The organism is Bradyrhizobium sp. PMVTL-01, from assembly GCF_051861855.1.
Classification (GTDB): domain Bacteria; phylum Pseudomonadota; class Alphaproteobacteria; order Rhizobiales; family Xanthobacteraceae; genus Bradyrhizobium.
In genome coordinates, this window is sequence record NZ_CP193982.1 from 3,625,441 (window position 1) to 3,645,730 (window position 20,290).

Genomic DNA, 20,290 nt, shown 5'->3' on the forward strand with positions numbered 1-20,290 from the left:
TCCCGGCGCGAATCGCAATGCGGCTGGACGGAACCGGCATTAGGATTTAGGGGGAAGACGGCCCACGGTTCCAGCCCGAGAAGAGCACGCCCGGCATGACCGAGCTCAAGCCCGACCAGTTCGAGATGCGGCGGCTGGAATCGCTCAGCAACACCATCTTCGGCGTCGCCATGACGCTTCTGGCCTATGACCTGCCCAAGGCCGCTGTGTTCACCAGCGTACCCGGTTGGGACGATCTTGCCCGTGTCTATTCCGGCAAGCTCGCCGGCCTGGCGCTCAGCTTCATCATCGCCGGTGTGTTCTGGATCAGCCATCACCGGCGGCTGGCGCGCCAGCCGTTCGGCAGCCGTGGCGTGGTGATCCTCAACCTGTTCTTCCTGCTCTCGATCGTGCTGCTGCCGGTGACCAACGGCCTCTACACGAATTATGGCATGAGCAGCGCCGTCGCCGTGCTCTATGGGCTGCACCTGACCGCGATCGCCGGGCTCAATGCCTGGCTGTGGTGGACGATCCTGGGCGGCTGGCGCCCCGAGATCATGGCGTCGCTGTTTCCGCTACTCGTGTTCATCCCGGGCACCGTCGTGGCGGCATTCGCGCCGCACGTCGCGCCCTTCGTGTGGTTCGTCGCTTTCGGCGGACTCCTGATCCAACGCTTCTATGCCGCGCCGGCCAGGACGGACGCGTAAGACGCTGGCTCACCTCTTTGTCGCGCCGAACCCATCGGCCGGCACGTAAAGCTTGACCGGCCGGATTTCGTAGACCGCGGTCGGGTTGACCTCGCGCAGCTTCCGCGCCGCCGCGATCGCCTCCTCATCCGTGTCGTATTCGACGAGGTGGAAACCGAGAAGCTGCTCCTTGGTCTCGGCAAACGGGCCGTCCAGCACCATGCCAGCGCCGGGGCCGCGCAAGGTGCGCGCCTTTTTTGTGTCATCCAGGCGGGCAGCGGGCCCAAGGTGTCCGCTGGCCCGCAGGGGCGCCTGAACCTCGATGACTTTGGCCACCACCGCGGCATCCTGCTCCGGCGTCCAGGACAAAAGCTCGTCTTCCACATGATAGGCCAGGATCGCGTAAAACATCGTCACCTCGTTGAACTTGCTGCGCGCGTCCAAAGGACGTATCACCACGCCCGCAGCCGACAATCCCCCTCGACAAAATATTGCGTCGTGCAGGCCTCGACGAAACCATCCTGAAACCCGATTGCGACCGGCCGGCGTGAACGCCGCCTGAAGCCGATGCGACTGATGACCACCAAGAAGGCTGAGGAATTTGGAGGCGGCAATGTTTGGTCAGTCCATCAACATCATCTCCGACGCGCGGCGGGCGGCCCGATCGGGGCAGGCCGATCTGCACGACCAGAGCGGTCACCACCGCTATTACGGCAGTTCGGCCGAGAATGGCCGCGAACGCATTGTCGAGAGCCGCCGCGGCAAGCGCCCGCGCAATGTCTGCGGCTCCTGAAGTCTCTGGCGACACCGGTTTCGCAGATGAGCGTCCTGCAAATCTCGATCGCCGCATTACCATTCCTGCTCTCGCTGGCGAGCCGGAACGGCAATGCGATCGCGCCATGCCTGGTCACGAGCATATTCACTGTGCTGCTCGCCGAAGAGCCCCACCGGGCGGTCGTGGCCTGGTGCGTCGGCGTGCTCATTGCCGCCGTCGCCTTTCGCGAACGGCTTCACACGACCTGAGCCGGCGACCGTTACGGTGCGCTCAGGATCTGCGTGACCAGCCTCTCACGCAGCGTTGCCAGTTCGCCGCTCGCCTCCAATTGCGCGATCACCTTGCCGACCTCAGGCACCAGAGCGCGATGGCGTTCGTGCAAGTAGTGATAGATCTGGATGCGCTCGAGCGGTGGCGAGAGCGGGTAGATCCTGGCCTGCAGGTTGAGCTTTCGCACGGCGACGAGCCCGCTGAAGAGGTCGGTGACCATCAGGTCGAAACGATCGGCATCGAGCATCCTGACCATGCTCTCCAGGTTGGTCGTCGCCGTGACGCGGGCCATGCCGCGCGTGCCGGCCTCCGATGAGCCGACGCCGCGGACGATGCCGATGCTGTAGTCTCGAATTGAATCCCAACCGGCGACATCGAAATGGAGCTTCGTCGTGAACACCGCGGGCTCGATGTAGTTGATCGCCGGCGTGACCTGGACCAGCGTCGGATAGTCGCGGGAGAGCGTCCCGATCCGCTGGATCTCGCCGTCGACTTCGCCGGCGCTCGACAGCGCGAGCGCCCGCTTGCCGGGAACGTCCTCGAATTCGAGCTTGATGTTCAGCTTGGCGTAGACAGCCCGCAGCATCTCGCCGCCGACATATTGATCGGGGATGTCGGCGATGCGCGCCAGCCGGATCAGGTCCTGCGCCTGCGATGGAGCGGCTGCGAGCAAAGACAGCCAGGCGACGGCAATCCGCCACATCACGCTTTCCTTTCGAACTTGCTACCGGTGGATTCGGAGGCCCGCGCGATCTACCGGGGGTCGCGCCCGTGGGCCGGCAACGCTGGCCCGCGACGTGAGGCGACTCCGGACTTTCACCGGTGTCATTCTAGCACGCGAGGTGCTAGCTTGCCCGAGAATCCTGCTGCTGGGCGCAAGATATGACCCTGCCGACCTCAAGCCGCCCATGGGCCGACAGGATCGCCACGCGCCTCGCGTGAAGAGAATCTCAACTATCGAATGCTCGCGGCCGCGTCCCGCGGGCCGAAGCGGCCGCCATTCCGGGGACATGGTGCATGGGTAACTCAGGCGATGAGAATTCCAAGCGCAGCCGCGCCGTTGCCCCGGCGGCCGCGAAGCAGGATCTGAGCGGGATCGGCGCTGCATTCGCGCCGGCGATGATGGGAGCGCTGCTGTCGCGGATCTTCAACTGGTCGCGCGGCGGCATCGGGCCGCGCCTGCTGGCCGCCGTGCTGCTGTTCTCCTCGGTCGTGACGCTCGTGCTGACCGCGCTTCAGCTCTATCTCGACTACAACCGTGAGGTCGGCGTCATCGAGACGCGGCTCGAGGAGATCGGCCGCAGCACCACCGGCAGCCTCGGCGAGAGCCTGTGGAATCTCGATCAGAACCAGCTCAGGCTCCTGCTCGACGGTATCTTGCGGCTGCCCGACATCCGCGCCGCCGAAGTGCGCGAGATCGCCGATCGTCCCAATCCGATCCGTGTCGCGATCGGCGAGCCGAACACCCGTTCGATCGTGACGCGCGACTATCCGCTGACCACCACCGTGCAGGGGACCGTGCGCACGATCGGCGTGCTCCACGTCGAGGCGACGCTGAGCGAGGTCTATCGGCAATTGCTGAACCGTGCCCTTGTCATTCTGGCGAGCCAGGCGGCAAAGACCTTTGTCGTCTCGCTGTTCATCATCTACATGTTCCATCTGCTGGTGACGCGGCATCTGGTCACCATCGCCGACTTCGTCAGCAAATACAGCCTGGCGCGGCCGCCGGCGCCTTTGCAGCTGGAGCGCCGTCCGACCTACGATCCCGACGAGCTCGACAAGGTGATCGTCGCCTTCAACTCCATGTGCGCCAATCTCGAGCGCGCTTATGGCGAGCTGCGCGAGGCCAACGCCAATCTCGAGCGTGACCTGAAGATCCGCCGCAGCGCCGAAGAAGACGCCCGCGCGAGCGAACAGCGCTTCCGCGACTATGCCGAGACCGCGTCCGACTGGTTCTGGGAAACCGGACCGGATCATCGGTTCACCTACATATCGGAGCGGGCCGGCACCTTCGGCATGGACCACAAGGCGGTGATCGGCAAGCGCCGCGTCGACGCCGCTTTCGACCACGAGGCCGAGCCGGAGAAATGGCGCGCGCACATGGCGACATTGGACCGTCACGAGCCGTTCCGGAAGTTCGAATATCGCGGTCGCGATGCGAACGGGCGCATGCGCCATTTCAGCGTCAACGGCCGGCCGGTGTTCGCGTCAGACGGACGCTTCATGGGCTATCGGGGCTCCGCCACCGATGTCACCGCGCAGCACGAGACCGAGGAGCGGCTGCGCCAATCGCAGAAAATGGACGCCATCGGCCAGCTCACCGGCGGCGTTGCGCATGACTTCAACAACGTGCTCACCGTCATCACCGGCACCATCGAGATCATCCAGGAGGGGCTCGCGGACAGGCCCCAGTTCGCCGCCATCGCGCAGCTCATCGACGATGCCGCCACACGCGGCGCCGAGATCACCTCGCAGCTCCTGACCTTCGCGCGCCGGCAGCCGCTCGAGCCGCGCGGGATCGACGTCAACGCCCTTGTTTTGGAGACCGCAAAGCTGCTGAAGCCGATCCTGGGCGAGCATGTCGAGATCGTGACCCGGCTCGCGGACGACGCCTGGTCGGCGATGGTCGATCCGTCGCAGCTTTCGTCCGCGATCGTCAATCTCGCGGTCAACGCCCGTGACGCGATGCCTGGCGGCGGCAGGCTGACGCTCGAGACCGCGAACCGGGAACTCGACGGCGCGGAAGGGGCCGACGAGGGCGATGTGGTCCGCGGCGCCTTCGTGATGGTCGCGGTCGGCGACACCGGCCACGGCATTCCGGCCGACATCCGCGAGCGCGTGTTCGAGCCGTTCTTCACCACCAAGGGCGTCGGCCGCGGCACCGGGCTCGGGCTCAGCATGGTCTACGGCTTCGCCCGCCAGACCGGCGGCACCGTCGCCATCGAGACCGAGGAGGGGCACGGCACGATTGTGCGCTTGTTCCTGCCGAGGTCGGAGGGCGAGGCGCCGGCCAGGACGGCGCCGGTGCACCCGCTCGTCGCAGCGCGCGGGCATGAGACGATCCTCGTGGTCGAGGACGATCCGCTGGTGCAGGGCTATGTCATCGCCCAGCTCGGCAGTCTCGGCTACCGCACGCTCGCTGCCGGTGACGGCGCATCCGCGCTCGTTCTGGTCGACCAGGGCGCCAAATTCGATCTCCTGTTCACGGACATCATCATGCCCGGAGGCATGAACGGCCGCGAATTGGCCGACGCCGTCCGGCTCCGCCGGGCCGGGGTGAAGGTGCTCTACACCTCCGGCTATACCGACGACACCATCGTCCATGAAGGGCATCTCGATCCCGGCGTGGCGCTGCTTCAGAAGCCATACAGGAAGTCGGAGCTGTCGCAGAAGATTCGCGAGGTCCTTGCGGGCGAGCCGGCTGCCTGAGCCGTGCCGACAGACGAAAAAGGCGCGGCGGGGAGGCCCCGCCGCGCCCGATTTCTTGCTCGCTGGTCCAGGGCTGAGAACGCCCCGATGCCAAGCCCGTTTCAAGGCCTAGCGGGCGATCCCAGCGAGGTGACAGCGCTCGAGATAAGACACTGGATCACCTCCTTTCGTTGGTTTCGGGAGACTTCAATATAGGGCGGCATCGCCCGGCCGTTAAGGGGCGGGCAAAACGCCGGGAACAGGGGTGCTGTTGACGCGGGGAAAGACCGCCCGGAGGCAGTTGAGACCGCCGCCCGGCCGTGTTAGGGGATCGCCAACGCGGGTGTAGCTCAATGGTAGAGCAGCAGCCTTCCAAGCTGAATACGAGGGTTCGATTCCCTTCACCCGCTCCAATGATTTCAAGTGCTTATTCTGCCTCGATCGTTTCTTCGCAGAGCGGTGCTGCCGCTCGTCCGGACAGCGAGTCGCAACGCCGTCCCCCGGTTACGACGATCGGCGTGATTTCGGACACGCACGGGCTGTTGCGGCCGGAAGTCGGGCAGTGCTTTGCCGGAGTCGCCCATATCATTCATGCCGGCGATATCGGCGGCGAGCATGTGCTCGAGGGGCTGCGCAGGATCGCGCCGGTCACGGCCATCCGCGGCAATGTCGATAGCGGCGATTGGGCGCGGAACTATCGCGATACGGAAACCATCCGCCTCGGCCGGTACGTCTTCTATGTCCTGCATGATCTGACCGAACTCGAGAGCAAGCCTGCCCCCGACGGCATCGACGCCGTGATCTACGGTCATTCGCATCGCGCGAGCATCAGGACGCAGGACGGCGTCCTTTATCTAAATCCCGGAAGCGCGGGACCGAGGCGCTTCAAGCTCCCGATCTCACTTGCGACACTCGATCTCGATGATGGTGCCGAGCTTCGGCCGGTCCTGCACACGCTCGGTGAGGCTTAGCGGCGATGGCAGGGGTGAGACTTGCCGAATCGCACCTATAAGCACGTCAACGTTATGTTTTTCCGTCAAAAGTTGCTCGATGGGATATTTTGGAACGATCGTGTAACTTTGCGTTGTCTTGGATCGCCGGCAGATATCCTCGGGCGCCGGTGCTGAGAGTGTAGCGCTCCCGCCTGACAGGCCGGAGTGGTTTGCGCCATGTCGGGTCTCAAAAGGAGCATCCGATGCCGGCAAACCTCGTTTCCGCGCTGATCACGAAGCTGACGGTGTCCAACGAGCTGGATGCCGAGGACATCCGCGCCATTCAGGGCCTTCGGATTCGCGAGCGGCATCTCGACGCTGGCGAAATCATCGTGGCCGACGGAGAGCGGCCCACGGACTGTTGCCTGATCGCGGATGGATTCGCGTTCCGGTCGAAGACGACGGCGGATGGAGATCGACAGGTTCTCTCCATTCACATACCCGGCGAAATCCCCGACCTTCAAAGCCTTCATCTCAAGGTCATGGATCATGACCTCGTCGCCGTCACGCGCTGCAAGCTGGGCTTCATCTCCCACGAGGATCTGAGAGCGGTCAATCTGCAGCATCCGAACCTGGCGTCGGCACTGTGGCGCGAAACGCTGATTGATGGAGCTATCTTCAGGGAATGGATCGTCAACGTCGGACGAAGGGAGGCGACACCGAGAATGGCCCACCTCCTGATTGAATTGCATCAGAGGCTCAAGGCGATCGGGCATACGCGAGACGGCGAGTTCGGCTTGCCCATTACGCAAGCCGACCTCGGAGATTGCCTGGGATTGTCGGTGGTGCACACCAACCGGGTCCTCCAAAACCTCCGCAAGGAAGGATTGGTGGTGGTGAGCAGATCGGAGTTTCACATCCTCAAGGCAAAGGAGATGGAAGAGCTGGCAGGCTTCGACCCGACCTATCTGCATCTCAGTCCGACCACCTGATTGAGCTTGTCGCTGTCCCGAGAAATCCGAGATCCTGGATAATGTCGCGCCATCCAGTTGAACGCCGGCAACCTGCTCGCGTTCCTGGCGGTCATCGTGGAGGAACCGGACGGGCCTGCAACGACAATGGAGGAAGGCAGCTTAGGAACGATCGAGCCGGGTTGCGGTTCGGCAACGAAGAGGTCGAACGACAGTGTGATTTGATGACGCATATCATCTTCAGCGACTACCGCAATCCGGCCGCCGAGCAGGCATATGATATCGCGTGGGACTTTCTCGCGCGCGCGGGAGCCATCCAGGATGAATTCGAGGCGTGCGTATTCCTCGCGCAGCGCATCGCGACGATGGTCGACGAAGGACAGACCAATCGCATCCGGATGGCCAATCGCGCGATCGCCCAATATCAGCACCACATTGGCGAACGCGAAGATATCATCCGATGTGGCGGCTGTCGGGGTGCTCAGTAAGCCCGCGGCCCCCCCGCGTGCCGGAATCGCCCAACAAAGCCGGTAACCCTTTTCCCATATTGGGTTGACCCCGGCGGCCGATCTGTCAGAGAAGATGGTGGCCGGAACTGGAAAACCGGCGGCCCCTCGGGGCGTGTTGGGAGTGGGTAGCAGATATGGCTGAGCGGATCGCTCTCATCACCGGCGTGACCGGCCAGGACGGCGCCTATCTCGCCGAATATCTGCTGTCGCTCGGCTATGTCGTGCATGGCATCAAGCGGCGCTCGTCCTCGTTCAACACGGCGCGGGTCGACCACCTCTACCAGGACCCGCATGTCGGCAACGTGCCGTTCCTGATGCATTATGGCGACATGACGGATTCGACCAATCTGATCCGCCTGGTGCAGCAGATCCGCCCCACAGAGATCTACAATCTCGCCGCGCAAAGCCACGTCGCCGTCAGCTTCGAGAGCCCGGAATACACCGCCAATGCCGACGCCATCGGCGTGCTGCGTCTGCTGGAAGCGATCCGCATCCTCGGCATGGAGAAGGAGACGCGGTTCTACCAGGCCTCGACCTCCGAGCTCTACGGCCTCGTGCAGGAGATCCCGCAGAAGGAGACGACGCCGTTCTATCCGCGCTCGCCTTATGGCGTCGCAAAGCTCTACGGCTATTGGATCACGGTGAACTACCGCGAAGCCTACGGCATGTTCGCCAGCAACGGCATCTTGTTCAACCACGAGAGCCCGATCCGCGGCGAGACCTTCGTCACGCGCAAGATCACGCGCGGCGTGTCGCGGATCGAGGTCGGTATCGAGGACACGCTCTATCTCGGCAATCTCGAAGCCAGGCGCGACTGGGGCCATGCCAAGGACTACGTCGAGGGCATGCACAAGATCCTGCAGGCCGACAAGCCTGACGACTTCGTGCTCGCCACCGGCGAGATGCACTCGGTCCGCGAGATGGTCGAGCTGTCCTTTGCGGAGGTCGGCCGCCGCATCGAATGGCGGGGCAAGGGCGTCGAGGAAACCGGCATCGACGAAAAGAGCGGCAAGACCGTCGTGAAGATCGACCCGACCTATTTCCGCCCGACCGAGGTCGATGTCCTGGTCGGCGATGCCAGCAAGGCGCGCGAGGTGCTGGGCTGGACGCCGAAGCGGACGTTCGCAGAGCTGGTCGCGGAGATGATGAGAAGCGATCTGGCCGAGGCGAAGCGGGATGCAGGCCATGGTAAAGGCACCGTTTGAACTGAAAGGCAGACGGGTCTATGTCGCCGGCCATCGCGGCATGGTCGGCAGCGCGCTCGTGCGCCGGCTCGCAGCGGAGGACGTCCAGCTCGTCACGGTGGCCAGGGGCGAGCTCGATCTGCGCAACCAGGCCGCCGTGTTCGACTGGTTCGCAAGGGTGCGGCCGCAGGTGGTGTTCCTCGCCGCGGCCAAGGTCGGCGGCATCGTCGCCAACGACACGCTGCGGGCCGAGTTCATCTACGACAACATCGCGATCGCCGCGAACGTGATCCAGGCTGCGCGTCAGAACGGCGCCGAGAAGCTGATGTTTCTGGGCTCCTCCTGCATCTATCCGAAGCTGGCGCCGCAGCCCTTGCGCGAGGACTCGGTGCTGACAGGCCCGCTGGAGCCGACCAACGAGCCCTATGCGATCGCGAAGATCGCAGGGATCAAGATGGTGGAGGCCTATCGCAGCCAGTATGGCTGCGACTTCATCAGCGTGATGCCGACCAATCTCTACGGCCCTGGCGACAATTATCATCCCGAGATGAGCCACGTCGTCGCCGCCCTGATCCGCCGCTTCCATGAGGCGAAGATGGCAGGCGCCAAAAGCGTCGTGGTGTGGGGCACCGGCACGCCGCGGCGCGAGTTCCTCTATGTCGACGACATGGCGGATGCCAGCGTGCACCTGATGAAGACTTATTCCAGTGCGGAGCTGGTCAACATCGGCACCGGCGAGGACATCACCATCGCCGAATTCGCGCGCCTCGTCGCCGACATCGTCGGCTACGGCGGCGAGATCTCTTTCGACACCTCGCGGCCCGATGGCACCCCGCGCAAGCTGCTCGACGTCAGCCGTCTCGACAAGCTCGGCTGGCGCGCGACGACCTCGCTTCACGACGGCTTGAGGCGGGCATATCAATCTTATCTTGCCGAAACAGCGTCCCGATAGCCCCGGCTTGCTCTCTTTCGCCTCCTTCTTCTCGCGTTCCTTCCGGGCACGGTCGACTGCACCGCCCTGAGGCTGTCCGCTGACCTTCGCTACTCACGCAAGCGGGGCTCGCGCTCATCGTTCCTGTGCAAGGAGCGGCATCCGCGCGATCTATTCCCTGTGGTCGTTGATTTCGGCGGCGACCTGCCCGTAATTCAGCAGTGCAACCAGGGTCGTTCCACCCAGGATGTTGCCGAGCAGGGTCGGCATGAAGAAGTCCAGGGCATATTGGGCGAGCGATGCCCGGTCGCTCTGCACCAGGAACGCGCACTCGACCGAGCCGGCGATGATGTGTGCGAACTCGCCGAGTGCGACCACATAGGTCATCACGACGATGATGTGCGCGCGCGTCCCCTTGGCGGCTGGAAGAAGCCACGCCATCAGGGCGATCAACCAGCCGGCAAAGACCGCGCGCACGAGGGTCGTCACGAACGTTCCCTCGACGGTGCGGCGGCTGAGATCGACGAAGGCGTCCACGATGCGCGGTTCGAAAATGCTGGTGTGGGCGAGCACGGATCCGACCGCCCAGGTTCCTGCGATGTTCGAAACCAGCACAAGGCCCCACAGCTTGAGCACGCTTCGCAAGGTGGCGAGATCGCGGTGGTGCAACAGTGGCAGGATCGGGGTCAGCGTGTTCTCGGTGAAGAGTTGCTGCCGCCCCAGGACCACGACCAGAAAGCCGACGGTATAGCCGAGCGGGGCCACCAGGCGGCGGGTCGCATCGTCGGAAATCAGCGCGTGAAACTCGCCCTGGACGACGAGGGACAATCCCATCGAGAGGCCGGCGGCAAGACCGGACAGCACGATCGCCCACCATAGCCGTTCCAGTTCCTGCTCGCCCTCGGCGCGGATGGTCTCATGGATGAGCGCGGCGCTTGGCCGGCTCTGCGATTCGATCTGCTTGGTCTGACGAGGCGAGACGCCGTCGAGCTTTGAGGCAGGGTTGAAGGAGGCGCCATCGCCAGGCTGATCCACTTTGGAAGGTCTCCGGAAATCACTTGGTTGACTTCAAGGCGACAAAACTCCGTCGGTTCCGCGAGATTGCTCGGCCGCTGCATGCGCTTTGCACTGCACAGAGGCTAGGAACCTTCACTGCACGCATGAGTTGGCCGGTCGGGCAGGCGATAAGCCACACGAGGCCGACCGTGCAGGAAGACGTGCGCGTGCGCAGCACCGCGCAAATCGCGGGCCATCCGATTCATCCGATGCTGGTGCCGATTCCGATCGCGTGCTTCATCGGGGCGCTGCTGACCGACATCGCCTATGTCGTCAGCGCCGAGATCATGTGGGCGAATTTCTCCGCCTGGCTTCTGCTCGTCGGCGTCATCTTCGGCGTGCTGGCGGCGATCGCGGGCCTGACCGATTTCCTCGGCAACCGCCTGGTGCGGGCGCAGCCGCCGGCCTGGCCGCATCTCATCGGCAACGCGGTGGCGCTGGTGCTCGCCATCCTCAATGCGCTGATCCACACCCGCGATGCCTGGACCTCGGTATGGCCGACCGGGCTCATCCTTTCGATCATCACCGTCCTGATCCTGCCGGTCACCGGCTGGCTGGGCTGGGCCATGGTGTACCGCCACGGCGTGGGAGTTGCGCGATGACGTCGATGCTTGCTCGCGTGCTTGTGTGCGCCTTGCTGCTGTGCCTCGCCGGCTGCGACGACGGTAGCGGCGATCCCAATGCGCAAATCGGCGCCAACCCGAAGCTCCCCGAGATCCAGCAATACCTGCTGCCGCCGATGCACATTGCGCGCATCGTCGGGTGGAAGAAGGACGAGACGCCCTCGGTCGCACGGGGCTTGCAGGCCAAGGCCTTCGCAACGGGCTTGCAGCATCCGCGCTTTCTCTACGTGCTTCCCAACGGCGACGTGCTGGTGGTGGAATCCAAGGCGCCGAAGGGCGCTCCGATCAAGCGGCCCAAGGAAATCGTGATCGGCTACGTCGAGTCCTGGGCGACGTCAGGCGGCGATACCGGCGAGAGCAATCGCATCACGCTGCTGCGCGACGCGAACGGCGACGGCGTGCCCGATACGCAGAGCGTCTTTCTCGATCACCTCAATTCACCCTTCGGCGTCGCGCTGGTCGGCAACGATCTCTATGTCGCCAACACCGACGCCATCGTCAGATATCCCTATACGGAAGGGGACACGAAGATCACCGCGCCAGGCACGGTGCTCACGCCACTGCCGGGCGGGCCGATCGATCATCACTGGACCAAGAGCCTCGTCGCCAGCCCCGATGGTTCAAAGCTCTATGCGGGCGTCGGCTCCAACAGCAACATCACCGAGAACGGCATCGAGGCCGAGCACAATCGCGCCGCGATCCTCGAGGTCGACCGCGACAGCGGCCGCTGGCGCATCTTTGCGAGCGGCCTGCGCAATCCGAACGGCCTCAGCTTCGAGCCGCAGACCGGCGCGCTGTGGACGGTGGTGAACGAGCGCGATGAGCTCGGCCCCGATCTCGTCCCTGACTACATGACCTCGGTGAAGGACGGCGGTTTCTATGGCTGGCCCTACAGCTATTACGGTCAGCATGTCGATCCCCGCGTCAAGCCGGAGCGGCCCGACCTCGTCGCCAAGGCGATCGTGCCCGACTACGCCCTGAGCTCGCATGTCGCTCCGCTCGGAATGGCTTTCTACACCGGCACAAGCCTGCCGAGCGCCTATCGCGGCGGCGCCTTCGTCGGCGAGCATGGCAGCTGGAACAGGCAGAACCTGAACGGCTACAAGGTCGTCTTCGTGCCGTTCAGTGACGGCAAGCCGAGCGGGCCGGCACAGGACGTCGTCACCGGTTTCCTGAACAGCGACAATCACGCGCGCGGCCGTCCGGTCGGCGTCGCCATCGACAAGACCGGCGCGTTGCTGGTCGCCGACGACAGCGGCAACACCGTGTGGCGGGTGAGCGCGACGCACCCGCAGCTCACGCAACAATAGAGAGCTGGAGGAGGAGACCATGGGCCTTGCTCAATACGCGATCGTGCCGGTGCAGGACGAATGGGGCGTGCTGCATGACGGCGAGGTCAGGAGCAGATACGCCACCAAGGAGGCCGCGTTCGAGTCGGCGGTCGCCGCGGCGTCCCTGGCGCTGCGCGAGGGACACGAGGTGCATGTCAGCGTGCCCGGTCGCGAAGCCGGAGACAATGCGCTCGGCGTCGCGGATAACGGGCCGCGGAACAGAATCTGAGAAAGAAGCCGCGATGACCAAGCCTCGTGAGCCGAACGGCATCGAACCATCCCGCTCCGAAGACGACATCCAGCGTGACCAGCTCGGACCGCGCGGCGTGCCGGACGCGCCTGATCCGGCCAAGATGACGCCCCAGCGCGATAAGAAGACGCCGAAGCACGTCGATCCCGGCCACACCTCTTGACGCCGGCGAGCCGTTCGCGACCAACAGCGTCACATCATCAGCCGCCCGCGCCGCGCGGCGATCCCGGTCGTGACCTCGGCGCCGGCGTTGAGATCGAGCCGGTCGGCCTCGACGCCGTCGCTGGAGATGACGCCATTTTCCGCCATCAGCGAGAGGATGCGTAATTGCTCCCTGGGAGCGAGCCGGCCGCAGACGAGACTGGTCTGCGAATGGCGGCCCTCAGTATGACGTCGCGTTTTGCAGCAAGAACCCTTATGGTGAGGAGCCTGCCAAAGCGGGCGTCTGGAACTATGCAGCCCGAGCTCGTCCGGCAGCCTCCGAGTGGCATATGCGATGGCCCCTTCGCCCGGAGGTATACGCTCCGGCCTAGATAACATCATGTTAGGTTTATCGCATAACTGGGTAATTGTGTTAGCCCGGCGAAAGCCTATTGTTGGGACCAATCAGACAGCCATCGGCAATGACAAGCGCTCCGCGAAGCTACCGCAGGGCGCCCGGAGAGTGCTGTCCGATTTCGAACGAAGCCCGCCAACGGGACGTCGATAACCCCAGAGGAGGAATCTCTGAGATGACCACGACTCGCGCGATCCATGACAGGAGTCAGTCCAAGAAGGCCGCCGCGAGCGGCTGGATTGGCTCGGCTCTCGAATATTATGACTTCTTCATCTATGCCACCGCCGCTTCGCTGATCTTCCCGCAAATCTTCTTTCCATCGGAAAATCCCACCGTCGCCATCATCGCATCGCTGGCGACCTATGGCGTCGGCTACGTGGCCCGGCCGATCGGCGCCTTCGTGCTTGGACATTGGGGCGACACCCATGGCCGCAAGACCGTGCTCATCGTCTGCATGTTCCTGATGGGCATCTCGACCATGGCCGTTGGCCTTCTGCCGACCTATCAGCAGGTCGGCATCCTCGCGCCGATCCTGCTCGTCATCCTGCGCCTCGTGCAGGGATTTGCCGTGGCCGGTGAAATCTCCGGCGCGAGCTCGATGATCCTGGAGCATGCGCCGTTCGGCCGGCGCGGCTTCTATGCGAGCTTCGCGCTTCAGGGCGTCCAGGCTGGCCAAATTCTCGCAGCAGCCGTGTTCCTGCCGCTGGCCGCCTATATGCCGGCCGAGGCCTTCAACAGCTGGGGCTGGCGGATTCCCTTCCTGCTCAGCTTCTTCGTCATCGTCGCCGGCTACATCATCCGCCGCGAAGTCGACGAGACGCCTGCCTTTGCGCGCGAGGGCGAGCGCGGAGAGACGCCGCGGTCGCCCATTGTCCAGGCCATCAAGCTGAGCTGGCGCGACATGCTGAGGGTCGTCTGCATGGCCCTGATGAACGTCATCCCCGTGGTCGCGACCATCTTCGGTGCGGCCTATGCGGTCCAGCCGGCCTATGGCATCGGGTTTGCCAAGGACGTCTATCTGTGGATCCCGGTCCTCGGAAACATGCTGGCAGTGTTCGTCATTCCCTTCGTCGGCAATCTCTCTGACAAGGTCGGCCGCAAACCTCCGATCATCGTGGGCGCGCTGCTGTCCGGCTTGCTTGCCTTCGGCTATCTCTACGCCATCAGCATCAGGAACGTGCCGCTCGCGATCCTGCTCTCGCTTTTGATGTGGGGCGTCGTCTATCAGGGCTACAACGCGATCTTCCCGAGCTTCTATCCGGAGCTGTTTCCGACCCGCACCCGGGTGTCGGCGATGGCGATCTCGCAGAACATCGGTACGACCATCACCGCGTTGCTTCCCGCCCTGTTTGCGACCGTAGCGCCTCCCGGCTCGGCCAACATCCCCTTGACGGTGGGGGCGATCGCCTTCGGCATCACGGTCATCGCGGCGCTGGCGGCCGTCACGGCCCGGGAAACCTATCGGATCCGCATCGACGATCTCGGTAATCCCAAGGCCGTTCCGATGCCACTGGCCGATTATGAGCGGCAGCGTGCCGAAGCGGCGAGTGGTGCGACCGCAGTCCCGACCTGACTCTGAGAAAGCCCTGCCGCTGCGATCGATGATGTTTGCAGCGGCAGGGCTCGATTTGTTATGTAACCGCCTAGTCGAACTCGGCGCGCGCGAGCGCCATCATCAGAGGCCCAGGGATGAACCCCGTCGTCGTTGCTGTCGCTATCACCGGCTCAGTTCCGCGCAAGAAGGACAATCCGGCGGTGCCCATCCTGCCGTCCGAACAGATCGAATCCACACACCAGGCCTTCGAGGCCGGCGCCACGCTTGCCCATATCCATGTTCGCAACGATGACGAGACGCCGTCCTCGGATCCCGAGCGCTTTGCCGTGGTGCAGGGGGGCATCAAGATACATTGTCCGGGGATGATCGTTCAGTTCTCGACCGGCGGGCGAGGGCGCGATCCCTCGGCGCGCGGCTCGTCGCTCTATCTCAAGCCGGACATGGCCTCGCTCTCCACGGGCTCGGTGAACTTTCCGACCATCGTCTACGAGAACAGTGCTGCTCTCGTCGAAACGCTCGCGACCGGCATGAAGGCGAATGGCATCCGGCCGGAAATCGAGATCTTCGATCTGTCGCATCTGCATGGCGCCCGCCGCTTGATCGAGGCGGGGCTGATCGATGCGCGCCCGCATGTGCAGTTCGTCATGGGCGTCAAGAACGCGATGCCGGCGGACGAGCATGTCCTCGACATCCTTCTGGGAGAGCTCAAGCGCCTGATTCCGCAAGCGACGTGGACCGCGGCCGGGATCGGACGCCATCAGGCGGAGGTCATGGGCTGGGCGCTGGCGCGGGGCGCCGACGCGGTTCGCACCGGGCTCGAGGACAATATCAGGATCGACAAGACGCGCCTCGCCGCGAGCAACGCCGAGCTCGTGACCGTCGCCTGCGAGGCAGTCGCGCGCCACGGCCGGCGCGTCGCGACCGCCGCCGAGGCGCGATCCCTGCTCGGTCTCGCGCGATAGGGGCTACTGCCTCCTCCTGACATGCTCCCGGCTGCCTTCTGCCATTCGGCGGCCGGCGTTCCGCAGCGCCAAGACTCCCGCTATGACGGGTCCGTGCACAGGCACGCAGCTGGGGCAGGCGACGTTTGGAATGCGGTTCTTGAAATCTGGCGGCAGGCTCATCGGGGTCCTGCTGGTGCTTGCAATCACCCAGCTCATTGGATGGGGCACGATCGGCCTTCCGCCCATCATCGGCCGCGACCTTGCGGCCGATCTTGGCATGAGCCTGCCGATGGTGTTCGCAGGCACCTCGACGCTTTATGTCACCATGGGGCTGTGCGCGCCCTGGCTCGGCAAGGCTTTCGCGCGGCATGGTGCGCGCAAGGTCATGATGCTTGGCACGGTCGTCAGCGTGCCCGGATTCGTGCTGCTGTTCTTCGCGCGCGACCCAGCCCTCTATTTCGCCGCCTGGATCGTCTTCGGCCTTGCCGGCAGCGCCACGCTCTCGACGGGTGCCTATATCATGCTCAACGAGGTCGCCGGGCGGCAGGCCAAGAGCGCGATCGGCGCGCTCATGCTGGTGACGGGGCTTTCGAGCAGCATCTTCTGGCCGGCCACATCGTTCCTGAATGCTCTCGTCGGCTGGCGCTGGACGTGTCTGGTCTACGCCGCCATGCTGATCGTGGTCTCGCTTCCGCTCTATGCGTTGGCGGCGCCGCGCCGGAGCGTCGCGAAGGACGAGGGCCCAACGCCGGTAAAGCACGCGGATGTGCCGCCGGTTGCGCGCAGCACCTTCGGCCTCGTCGTCTCCGCAATCACCCTCAATGCCTTCGTCAATTTCGGTCTCGGCGCCGTGTTCATCGAGCTGCTGCGGGCGGAGGGGCTGGCGCCGGCGCAGGCGGTCGCGTTCGGCTCGATGCTCGGCGTCATACAGGTCAGCGCCCGCGGGCTCGACTTCCTCGGCGGCGGGCGGTGGGACGGCATCACGACCGGGCTGGTGGCCGGCACGGCGCTGCCCGTCGCCATGCTGCTTTTGATGCTGAGCGAGGGCGCGACGTGGGCGGTTGCGGTCTTCATCCTGCTCTACGGCGCCGGCAGCGGCGCGATGGCGGTGGCGCGGGCGACCATCCCGCTGGTGTTCTACGACCAGGCCGAGTTCGCCAAGGCGATGTCGATGATCGCGCTGCCGCTCAATCTCGCCTCCGCGCTGTCTCCGCCGCTGCTGGCCGGCCTGCTCACCCAGTTCGGCAGCCGCAGTGCGCTCGGTCTCACCTTCGTCTGCTCCTGCGCGACGGTGCTGATCCTGGTCCTGCTCGGGCGGCGGAGGCCAAGCGTGGTCGCAGCGGCCGCCACCTGAGTTCGGCGGGGCAATCTTCGCGGCGCGGAAATTCGCCTCCGCAGGGCCGCCACTGCTGCCGGGGGGCAGGGATGGCCGTATGCCCGGAGCGCAGTGCTCGGGGAACGAAAATGGTGTATCGGCAGAGAGCGCGGCTTGGCCGAGGCTGCCGCGCCAACACCAGTTCCCCGGAGGAAACCGACATGTCGGCCTTGCCGCTCTCAGGCATCAAGATCCTTGACCTCACCCGCGTCCTCGCCGGGCCCTTGTCGGCCCAGATGCTGGGCGATCTCGGTGCGGAGGTGATCAAGATCGAGCGGCCGGGCACCGGCGACGACGCGCGCGCCTTCGGCCCGCCTTATCTGACCGATCCCGAGGGCAAGGCCAACAACAACAACTCGTTCTACCTCTGCGCCAACCGCAACAAGAAGTCGGTTACCGTCAACATCGCCAAGCCGGAAGGGCAGGCGATCATCCGCGAACTCGCCAAGGACGTCGACGTCTTCATGGAGAACTACAAGGTCGGCGATCTCAAGCGCTACGGCCTCGACTACGAGACGATCAAGGCGATCAATCCCGGCATCATCTATTGCTCGGTGACCGGCTTCGGCCAGACCGGCCCCTACGCGCCCCGCGCCGGCTATGACGCCATCCTTCAGGCGATGGGCGGGCTGATGAGCGTCACCGGCCATATGGACGGCGAGCCGGGCGAGGGTCCGATGAAGGTCGGTCCGTCCATCGTCGACTACATGACCGGCATGAACACCTCGATCGGCATCCTCTCGGCGCTCTACCACCGCGATGCCAATGACGGGCAGGGGCAGCACATCGACGTGTGCCTGTTCGACACCGTCATCGCCTCGTTGTCGCACTGGCTGCAGATCTACCTCGTCAACGGCAAGACGCCGCCGCGCCGCGGCACCTGGGGCAATGGCGGCATGCCGGCCGGCGTGTTCCGCTGCACCGACGGCGAATTGATGCTGGTGGTCGGCAATGACGGCCAGTTCCAGCGCACCTGTGCGGTGCTCGGCGAGCCCGAACTCGCCAATGACAAGCGCTTCATCAAGAACAACGACCGCGTCGTGCACGGCAAGGAGATCATGGCGATCTTCGCCGGCCTGTTCCTGAGGAAGCCGGTGGCCTACTGGCTGGACAAGCTGGAGGAGGCCGGCGTGCCCTCGGGGCCCATCAACAATTTCGAGCAGGTGTTCTCCGATCCGCACGTGCAGTCGCGCGGCATGCGGGTGAAGACCGAGCACAAGTTCGAGCCGGAGCTGTCGCTGATCCGCAATGCGCTGACCTTCTCGGAGACCCCGATCAAGACCTACCGCGCCCCGCCGCTGCTCGGGGAGCACACACAGGAGGTGCTCGGCGGCAAGCTCGGCTACGATGCGGGCAAGATCGAGGAGCTTAAGCAGCAGGGGATTATTTAGCTTTGCTTTCTTGCTCCCGCGAACACTGTGCCTGCACCGGATCGGTAACCATAGGCTGGTGACGACAACGTGGCGCTCGCGCGGCCTTGCGCGGAGCTTGCGCGCAATCCCCAGATAATCCCGGTCCGTAGTTGAGCAGGCTTCCACTCGGCGCGGGACTCTGATTCGATCTCTTTACTTGAGCGCGGGAGGGAACGAATGTCCTACACCATCGGGTTTCAGTCCAAGAACCAGAAGTCCATTCTGGCGACTGAGGCGGCAACTGCCAATCAGGCGGTCGCCATCATTGCCGCGCTGCGGCAAAGCGCCGACGAAATCAAGTTTATCCGCTCGCCGCAGGAAGGCGAGATGGGCATCGAGATGCTGCTGCTGCTGGCCAAGGAAGAGGCCGAGGAGATGCCGCACCGGGCGTAAGGCGCGGATCTTCGTCTGCACGCCTGAATGGTTCGCTCCCTTCGACGTCGAGATCGATTGCATCGCGACGATGTGAGGAAACGGCCGCCCCGCTTCCCCGGTGGCCATCCTTCGAGACGCCCGCTTAGGCGGGCTCCTCAGGATGAGGGCCGAGCACGCGGCTGCACGCTTGAGGGGCGTCGGTGCCGATCAGCCTCATCCTGAGGAGCCCGCCTGAAGCGGGCGTCTCGAAGGACGAGGCGTGCACTCGACGAGATCAAGGCATTCGTCAACGCGCATCCCGCACCAATGCGCGCGCGGGCGACTTTGTCTCCGTCCGTCCCGCCGTCAGCGCCATCGTCGCCACGCTGACGACGCGCGCGACGACGTCCTCGACGTCGTCGAGGTCGCATTTGCCTTCAGACAGTTTCGTCAGGCGCTCGCTCTCGCGAATGGTGTGGTGCGCCATGGCGAGCGCGAAGTTGAGGCCCCAATAGATATCGACGTCGCTGCGGTCGGGCAGGGACCTGCGCATCGCGCCGGCGAATTTGCGCAAATGATCGATCTCGCGGTTCTTGATGCGCCGGATCGGCGGTACGGATTCGATCGAGGCGCGGATCATGAAGCGCGCGGCGGTCGAGCGCTGGTTCTCCGGTCCCAGGCAGCCGCGCAAGGTCGGCCCCACCAGCGCGCGCAGGATCACCTCGATCGGCGCGCGGCCGCCGCCTTCTTCCTCCGCCGCTTTCAGCTCGCGCAGGCGCTCGCGGTTGGTGGCGATCGAGCGTGTGACGAACAATTCCGCGATCAGCTCGTCCTTGGAGCCGAAATGATAGTTCACCGCGGCAAGGTTGACGCCGGCCTCCGCGACGATGTCGCGCAGGGTGACGTCGCCGAAGCCACGATCGGCATAGAGCCGTTCGGCGGCGGCGAGAATGGCAGACCTCGTATGATCGCTGGCCATGGGTGCCCTCGGGGAGGGGAGTTGCAATTCAAACAGTTGTATGAAACTATCGTTTGAGGGCCGGGAAAAGTCAATCCGCAATCGGGACTCGTTCGCAACTGCGATCGGTTCCGCGAGGCTCGCCAAGTGCGCATTCGCGCTTGCGGGCGGCGCGCGGCGGGAGGACAGTCCGGCGCAAAACGATCAGCGAGAGAGAAACGAGGAGCGTCC

Annotated in this window: 22 protein-coding genes, 1 tRNA gene and 1 pseudogene; 20 read left to right on the forward strand and 4 right to left on the reverse strand. The window is 64.5% G+C overall.

Going from position 1 to position 20,290, the window contains the following annotated elements; all coding sequences use genetic code 11:
• The first annotated feature begins 95 nt into the window (after window positions 1-95).
• Entirely contained in the window at window positions 96-686 is a 591-nt protein-coding gene (locus tag ACRQ5Q_RS17410; RefSeq protein ID WP_439368847.1) for a TMEM175 family protein, read from the forward strand.
• A 9-nt stretch (window positions 687-695) separates the two neighbouring features.
• On the opposite strand, the gene ACRQ5Q_RS17415 is transcribed toward ACRQ5Q_RS17410, so the two are convergent.
• Window positions 696-1,076: a YciI family protein gene (locus ACRQ5Q_RS17415; protein WP_439375634.1), complete on the reverse strand. Its 381-nt coding sequence runs from the start codon at window positions 1,074-1,076 to the stop codon at window positions 696-698.
• Between the two features lie 202 nt (window positions 1,077-1,278).
• Between ACRQ5Q_RS17415 and ACRQ5Q_RS17420 the strand changes: the two genes are divergently transcribed.
• Window positions 1,279-1,458: a hypothetical protein gene (locus tag ACRQ5Q_RS17420; protein ID WP_439368846.1), complete on the forward strand. Its 180-nt coding sequence runs from the start codon at window positions 1,279-1,281 to the stop codon at window positions 1,456-1,458.
• Between the two features lie 26 nt (window positions 1,459-1,484).
• Window positions 1,485-1,688: a hypothetical protein gene (locus ACRQ5Q_RS17425; protein WP_439368844.1), complete on the forward strand. Its 204-nt coding sequence runs from the start codon at window positions 1,485-1,487 to the stop codon at window positions 1,686-1,688.
• Between the two features lie 11 nt (window positions 1,689-1,699).
• Here the strand turns inward: ACRQ5Q_RS17425 and ACRQ5Q_RS17430 are convergent, their stop codons facing one another.
• The gene (locus tag ACRQ5Q_RS17430) at window positions 1,700-2,413 is read right to left on the reverse strand and encodes a substrate-binding periplasmic protein (RefSeq protein ID WP_439368843.1); all 714 of its coding nucleotides are present in this window, start codon (window positions 2,411-2,413) and stop codon (window positions 1,700-1,702) included.
• 314 nt (window positions 2,414-2,727) lie between these two features.
• On the opposite strand from ACRQ5Q_RS17430, the gene ACRQ5Q_RS17435 reads away from it, so the two are divergent.
• The 7 genes from ACRQ5Q_RS17435 (at window position 2,728) to fcl (ending at window position 9,666) form a co-directional block, all read left to right on the forward strand.
• Window positions 2,728-5,139, forward strand: a complete 2,412-nt coding sequence (locus tag ACRQ5Q_RS17435) for an ATP-binding protein (RefSeq protein ID WP_439368841.1) — start codon at window positions 2,728-2,730, stop codon at window positions 5,137-5,139.
• A 318-nt stretch (window positions 5,140-5,457) separates the two neighbouring features.
• A tRNA-Gly gene (locus ACRQ5Q_RS17440) sits at window positions 5,458-5,531 on the forward strand.
• Between the two features lie 105 nt (window positions 5,532-5,636).
• Complete coding sequence (locus ACRQ5Q_RS17445) at window positions 5,637-6,089, forward strand: metallophosphoesterase family protein (protein ID WP_439368839.1); 453 nt, start codon at window positions 5,637-5,639, stop codon at window positions 6,087-6,089.
• Between the two features lie 224 nt (window positions 6,090-6,313).
• On the forward strand, window positions 6,314-7,042 hold the full coding sequence (locus ACRQ5Q_RS17450; RefSeq protein WP_439399168.1) for a Crp/Fnr family transcriptional regulator: 729 nt from the start codon (window positions 6,314-6,316) through the stop codon (window positions 7,040-7,042).
• A 203-nt stretch (window positions 7,043-7,245) separates the two neighbouring features.
• Window positions 7,246-7,509, forward strand: coding sequence for a hypothetical protein (locus tag ACRQ5Q_RS17455; RefSeq protein ID WP_439375633.1), 264 nt, complete (start codon window positions 7,246-7,248; stop codon window positions 7,507-7,509).
• Window positions 7,510-7,664: 155 nt separating this feature from the next.
• Window positions 7,665-8,735: a GDP-mannose 4,6-dehydratase gene (gene gmd / locus ACRQ5Q_RS17460; protein ID WP_439399169.1), complete on the forward strand. Its 1,071-nt coding sequence runs from the start codon at window positions 7,665-7,667 to the stop codon at window positions 8,733-8,735.
• Window positions 8,716-9,666 carry a GDP-L-fucose synthase gene (gene fcl / locus ACRQ5Q_RS17465; RefSeq protein ID WP_439399171.1) on the forward strand — a complete coding sequence of 317 codons (951 nt, stop codon included), beginning with the start codon at window positions 8,716-8,718 and terminating at the stop codon, window positions 9,664-9,666. Before gmd ends, fcl begins: the two co-directional genes overlap by 20 nt.
• A 150-nt stretch (window positions 9,667-9,816) precedes the next feature.
• Here fcl and ACRQ5Q_RS17470 read toward each other — a convergent pair whose 3' ends face one another.
• Window positions 9,817-10,680, reverse strand: a complete 864-nt coding sequence (locus ACRQ5Q_RS17470) for a formate/nitrite transporter family protein (RefSeq protein ID WP_439399173.1) — start codon at window positions 10,678-10,680, stop codon at window positions 9,817-9,819.
• A 170-nt stretch (window positions 10,681-10,850) separates the two neighbouring features.
• Here ACRQ5Q_RS17470 and ACRQ5Q_RS17475 point away from each other — a divergent pair, with 170 nt between their 5' ends.
• The 10 genes and pseudogenes from ACRQ5Q_RS17475 to ACRQ5Q_RS17520 all read left to right on the forward strand — a co-directional run.
• On the forward strand, window positions 10,851-11,303 hold the full coding sequence (locus tag ACRQ5Q_RS17475) for a DUF2231 domain-containing protein (RefSeq protein ID WP_439375632.1): 453 nt from the start codon (window positions 10,851-10,853) through the stop codon (window positions 11,301-11,303).
• Window positions 11,300-12,634, forward strand: a complete 1,335-nt coding sequence (locus ACRQ5Q_RS17480; protein ID WP_439399174.1) for a PQQ-dependent sugar dehydrogenase — start codon at window positions 11,300-11,302, stop codon at window positions 12,632-12,634. Before ACRQ5Q_RS17475 ends, ACRQ5Q_RS17480 begins: the two co-directional genes overlap by 4 nt.
• Window positions 12,635-12,653: 19 nt before the next feature.
• Window positions 12,654-12,884 carry a hypothetical protein gene (locus ACRQ5Q_RS17485; RefSeq protein ID WP_439368830.1) on the forward strand — a complete coding sequence of 77 codons (231 nt, stop codon included), beginning with the start codon at window positions 12,654-12,656 and terminating at the stop codon, window positions 12,882-12,884.
• Window positions 12,885-12,897: 13 nt separating this feature from the next.
• Window positions 12,898-13,068: a hypothetical protein gene (locus tag ACRQ5Q_RS17490; protein ID WP_439368829.1), complete on the forward strand. Its 171-nt coding sequence runs from the start codon at window positions 12,898-12,900 to the stop codon at window positions 13,066-13,068.
• Between the two features lie 568 nt (window positions 13,069-13,636).
• Window positions 13,637-15,034 carry an MFS transporter gene (locus tag ACRQ5Q_RS17495; protein WP_439368827.1) on the forward strand — a complete coding sequence of 466 codons (1,398 nt, stop codon included), beginning with the start codon at window positions 13,637-13,639 and terminating at the stop codon, window positions 15,032-15,034.
• 116 nt (window positions 15,035-15,150) lie between these two features.
• Entirely contained in the window at window positions 15,151-15,978 is an 828-nt protein-coding gene (locus ACRQ5Q_RS17500) for a 3-keto-5-aminohexanoate cleavage protein (RefSeq protein ID WP_439399176.1), read from the forward strand.
• Between the two features lie 130 nt (window positions 15,979-16,108).
• Complete coding sequence (locus ACRQ5Q_RS17505) at window positions 16,109-17,314, forward strand: MFS transporter (protein ID WP_439399178.1); 1,206 nt, start codon at window positions 16,109-16,111, stop codon at window positions 17,312-17,314.
• A 182-nt stretch (window positions 17,315-17,496) separates the two neighbouring features.
• Complete coding sequence (locus ACRQ5Q_RS17510; RefSeq protein WP_439368823.1) at window positions 17,497-18,726, forward strand: CaiB/BaiF CoA transferase family protein; 1,230 nt, start codon at window positions 17,497-17,499, stop codon at window positions 18,724-18,726.
• A gap of 198 nt (window positions 18,727-18,924) precedes the next feature.
• On the forward strand, window positions 18,925-19,140 hold the full coding sequence (locus ACRQ5Q_RS17515; RefSeq protein ID WP_439368822.1) for a hypothetical protein: 216 nt from the start codon (window positions 18,925-18,927) through the stop codon (window positions 19,138-19,140).
• Between the two features lies 1 nt (window position 19,141).
• Window positions 19,142-19,216: pseudogene (locus ACRQ5Q_RS17520) on the forward strand (RidA family protein); the annotation flags it as partial.
• Window positions 19,217-19,408: 192 nt separating this feature from the next.
• On the opposite strand, the gene ACRQ5Q_RS17525 reads toward ACRQ5Q_RS17520, so the two are convergent.
• A complete protein-coding gene (locus tag ACRQ5Q_RS17525) occupies window positions 19,409-20,080 on the reverse strand; it encodes a TetR/AcrR family transcriptional regulator (RefSeq protein ID WP_439368821.1) in 672 nt (223 codons plus the stop codon).
• Between the last annotated feature and the right edge of the window lie 210 nt (window positions 20,081-20,290).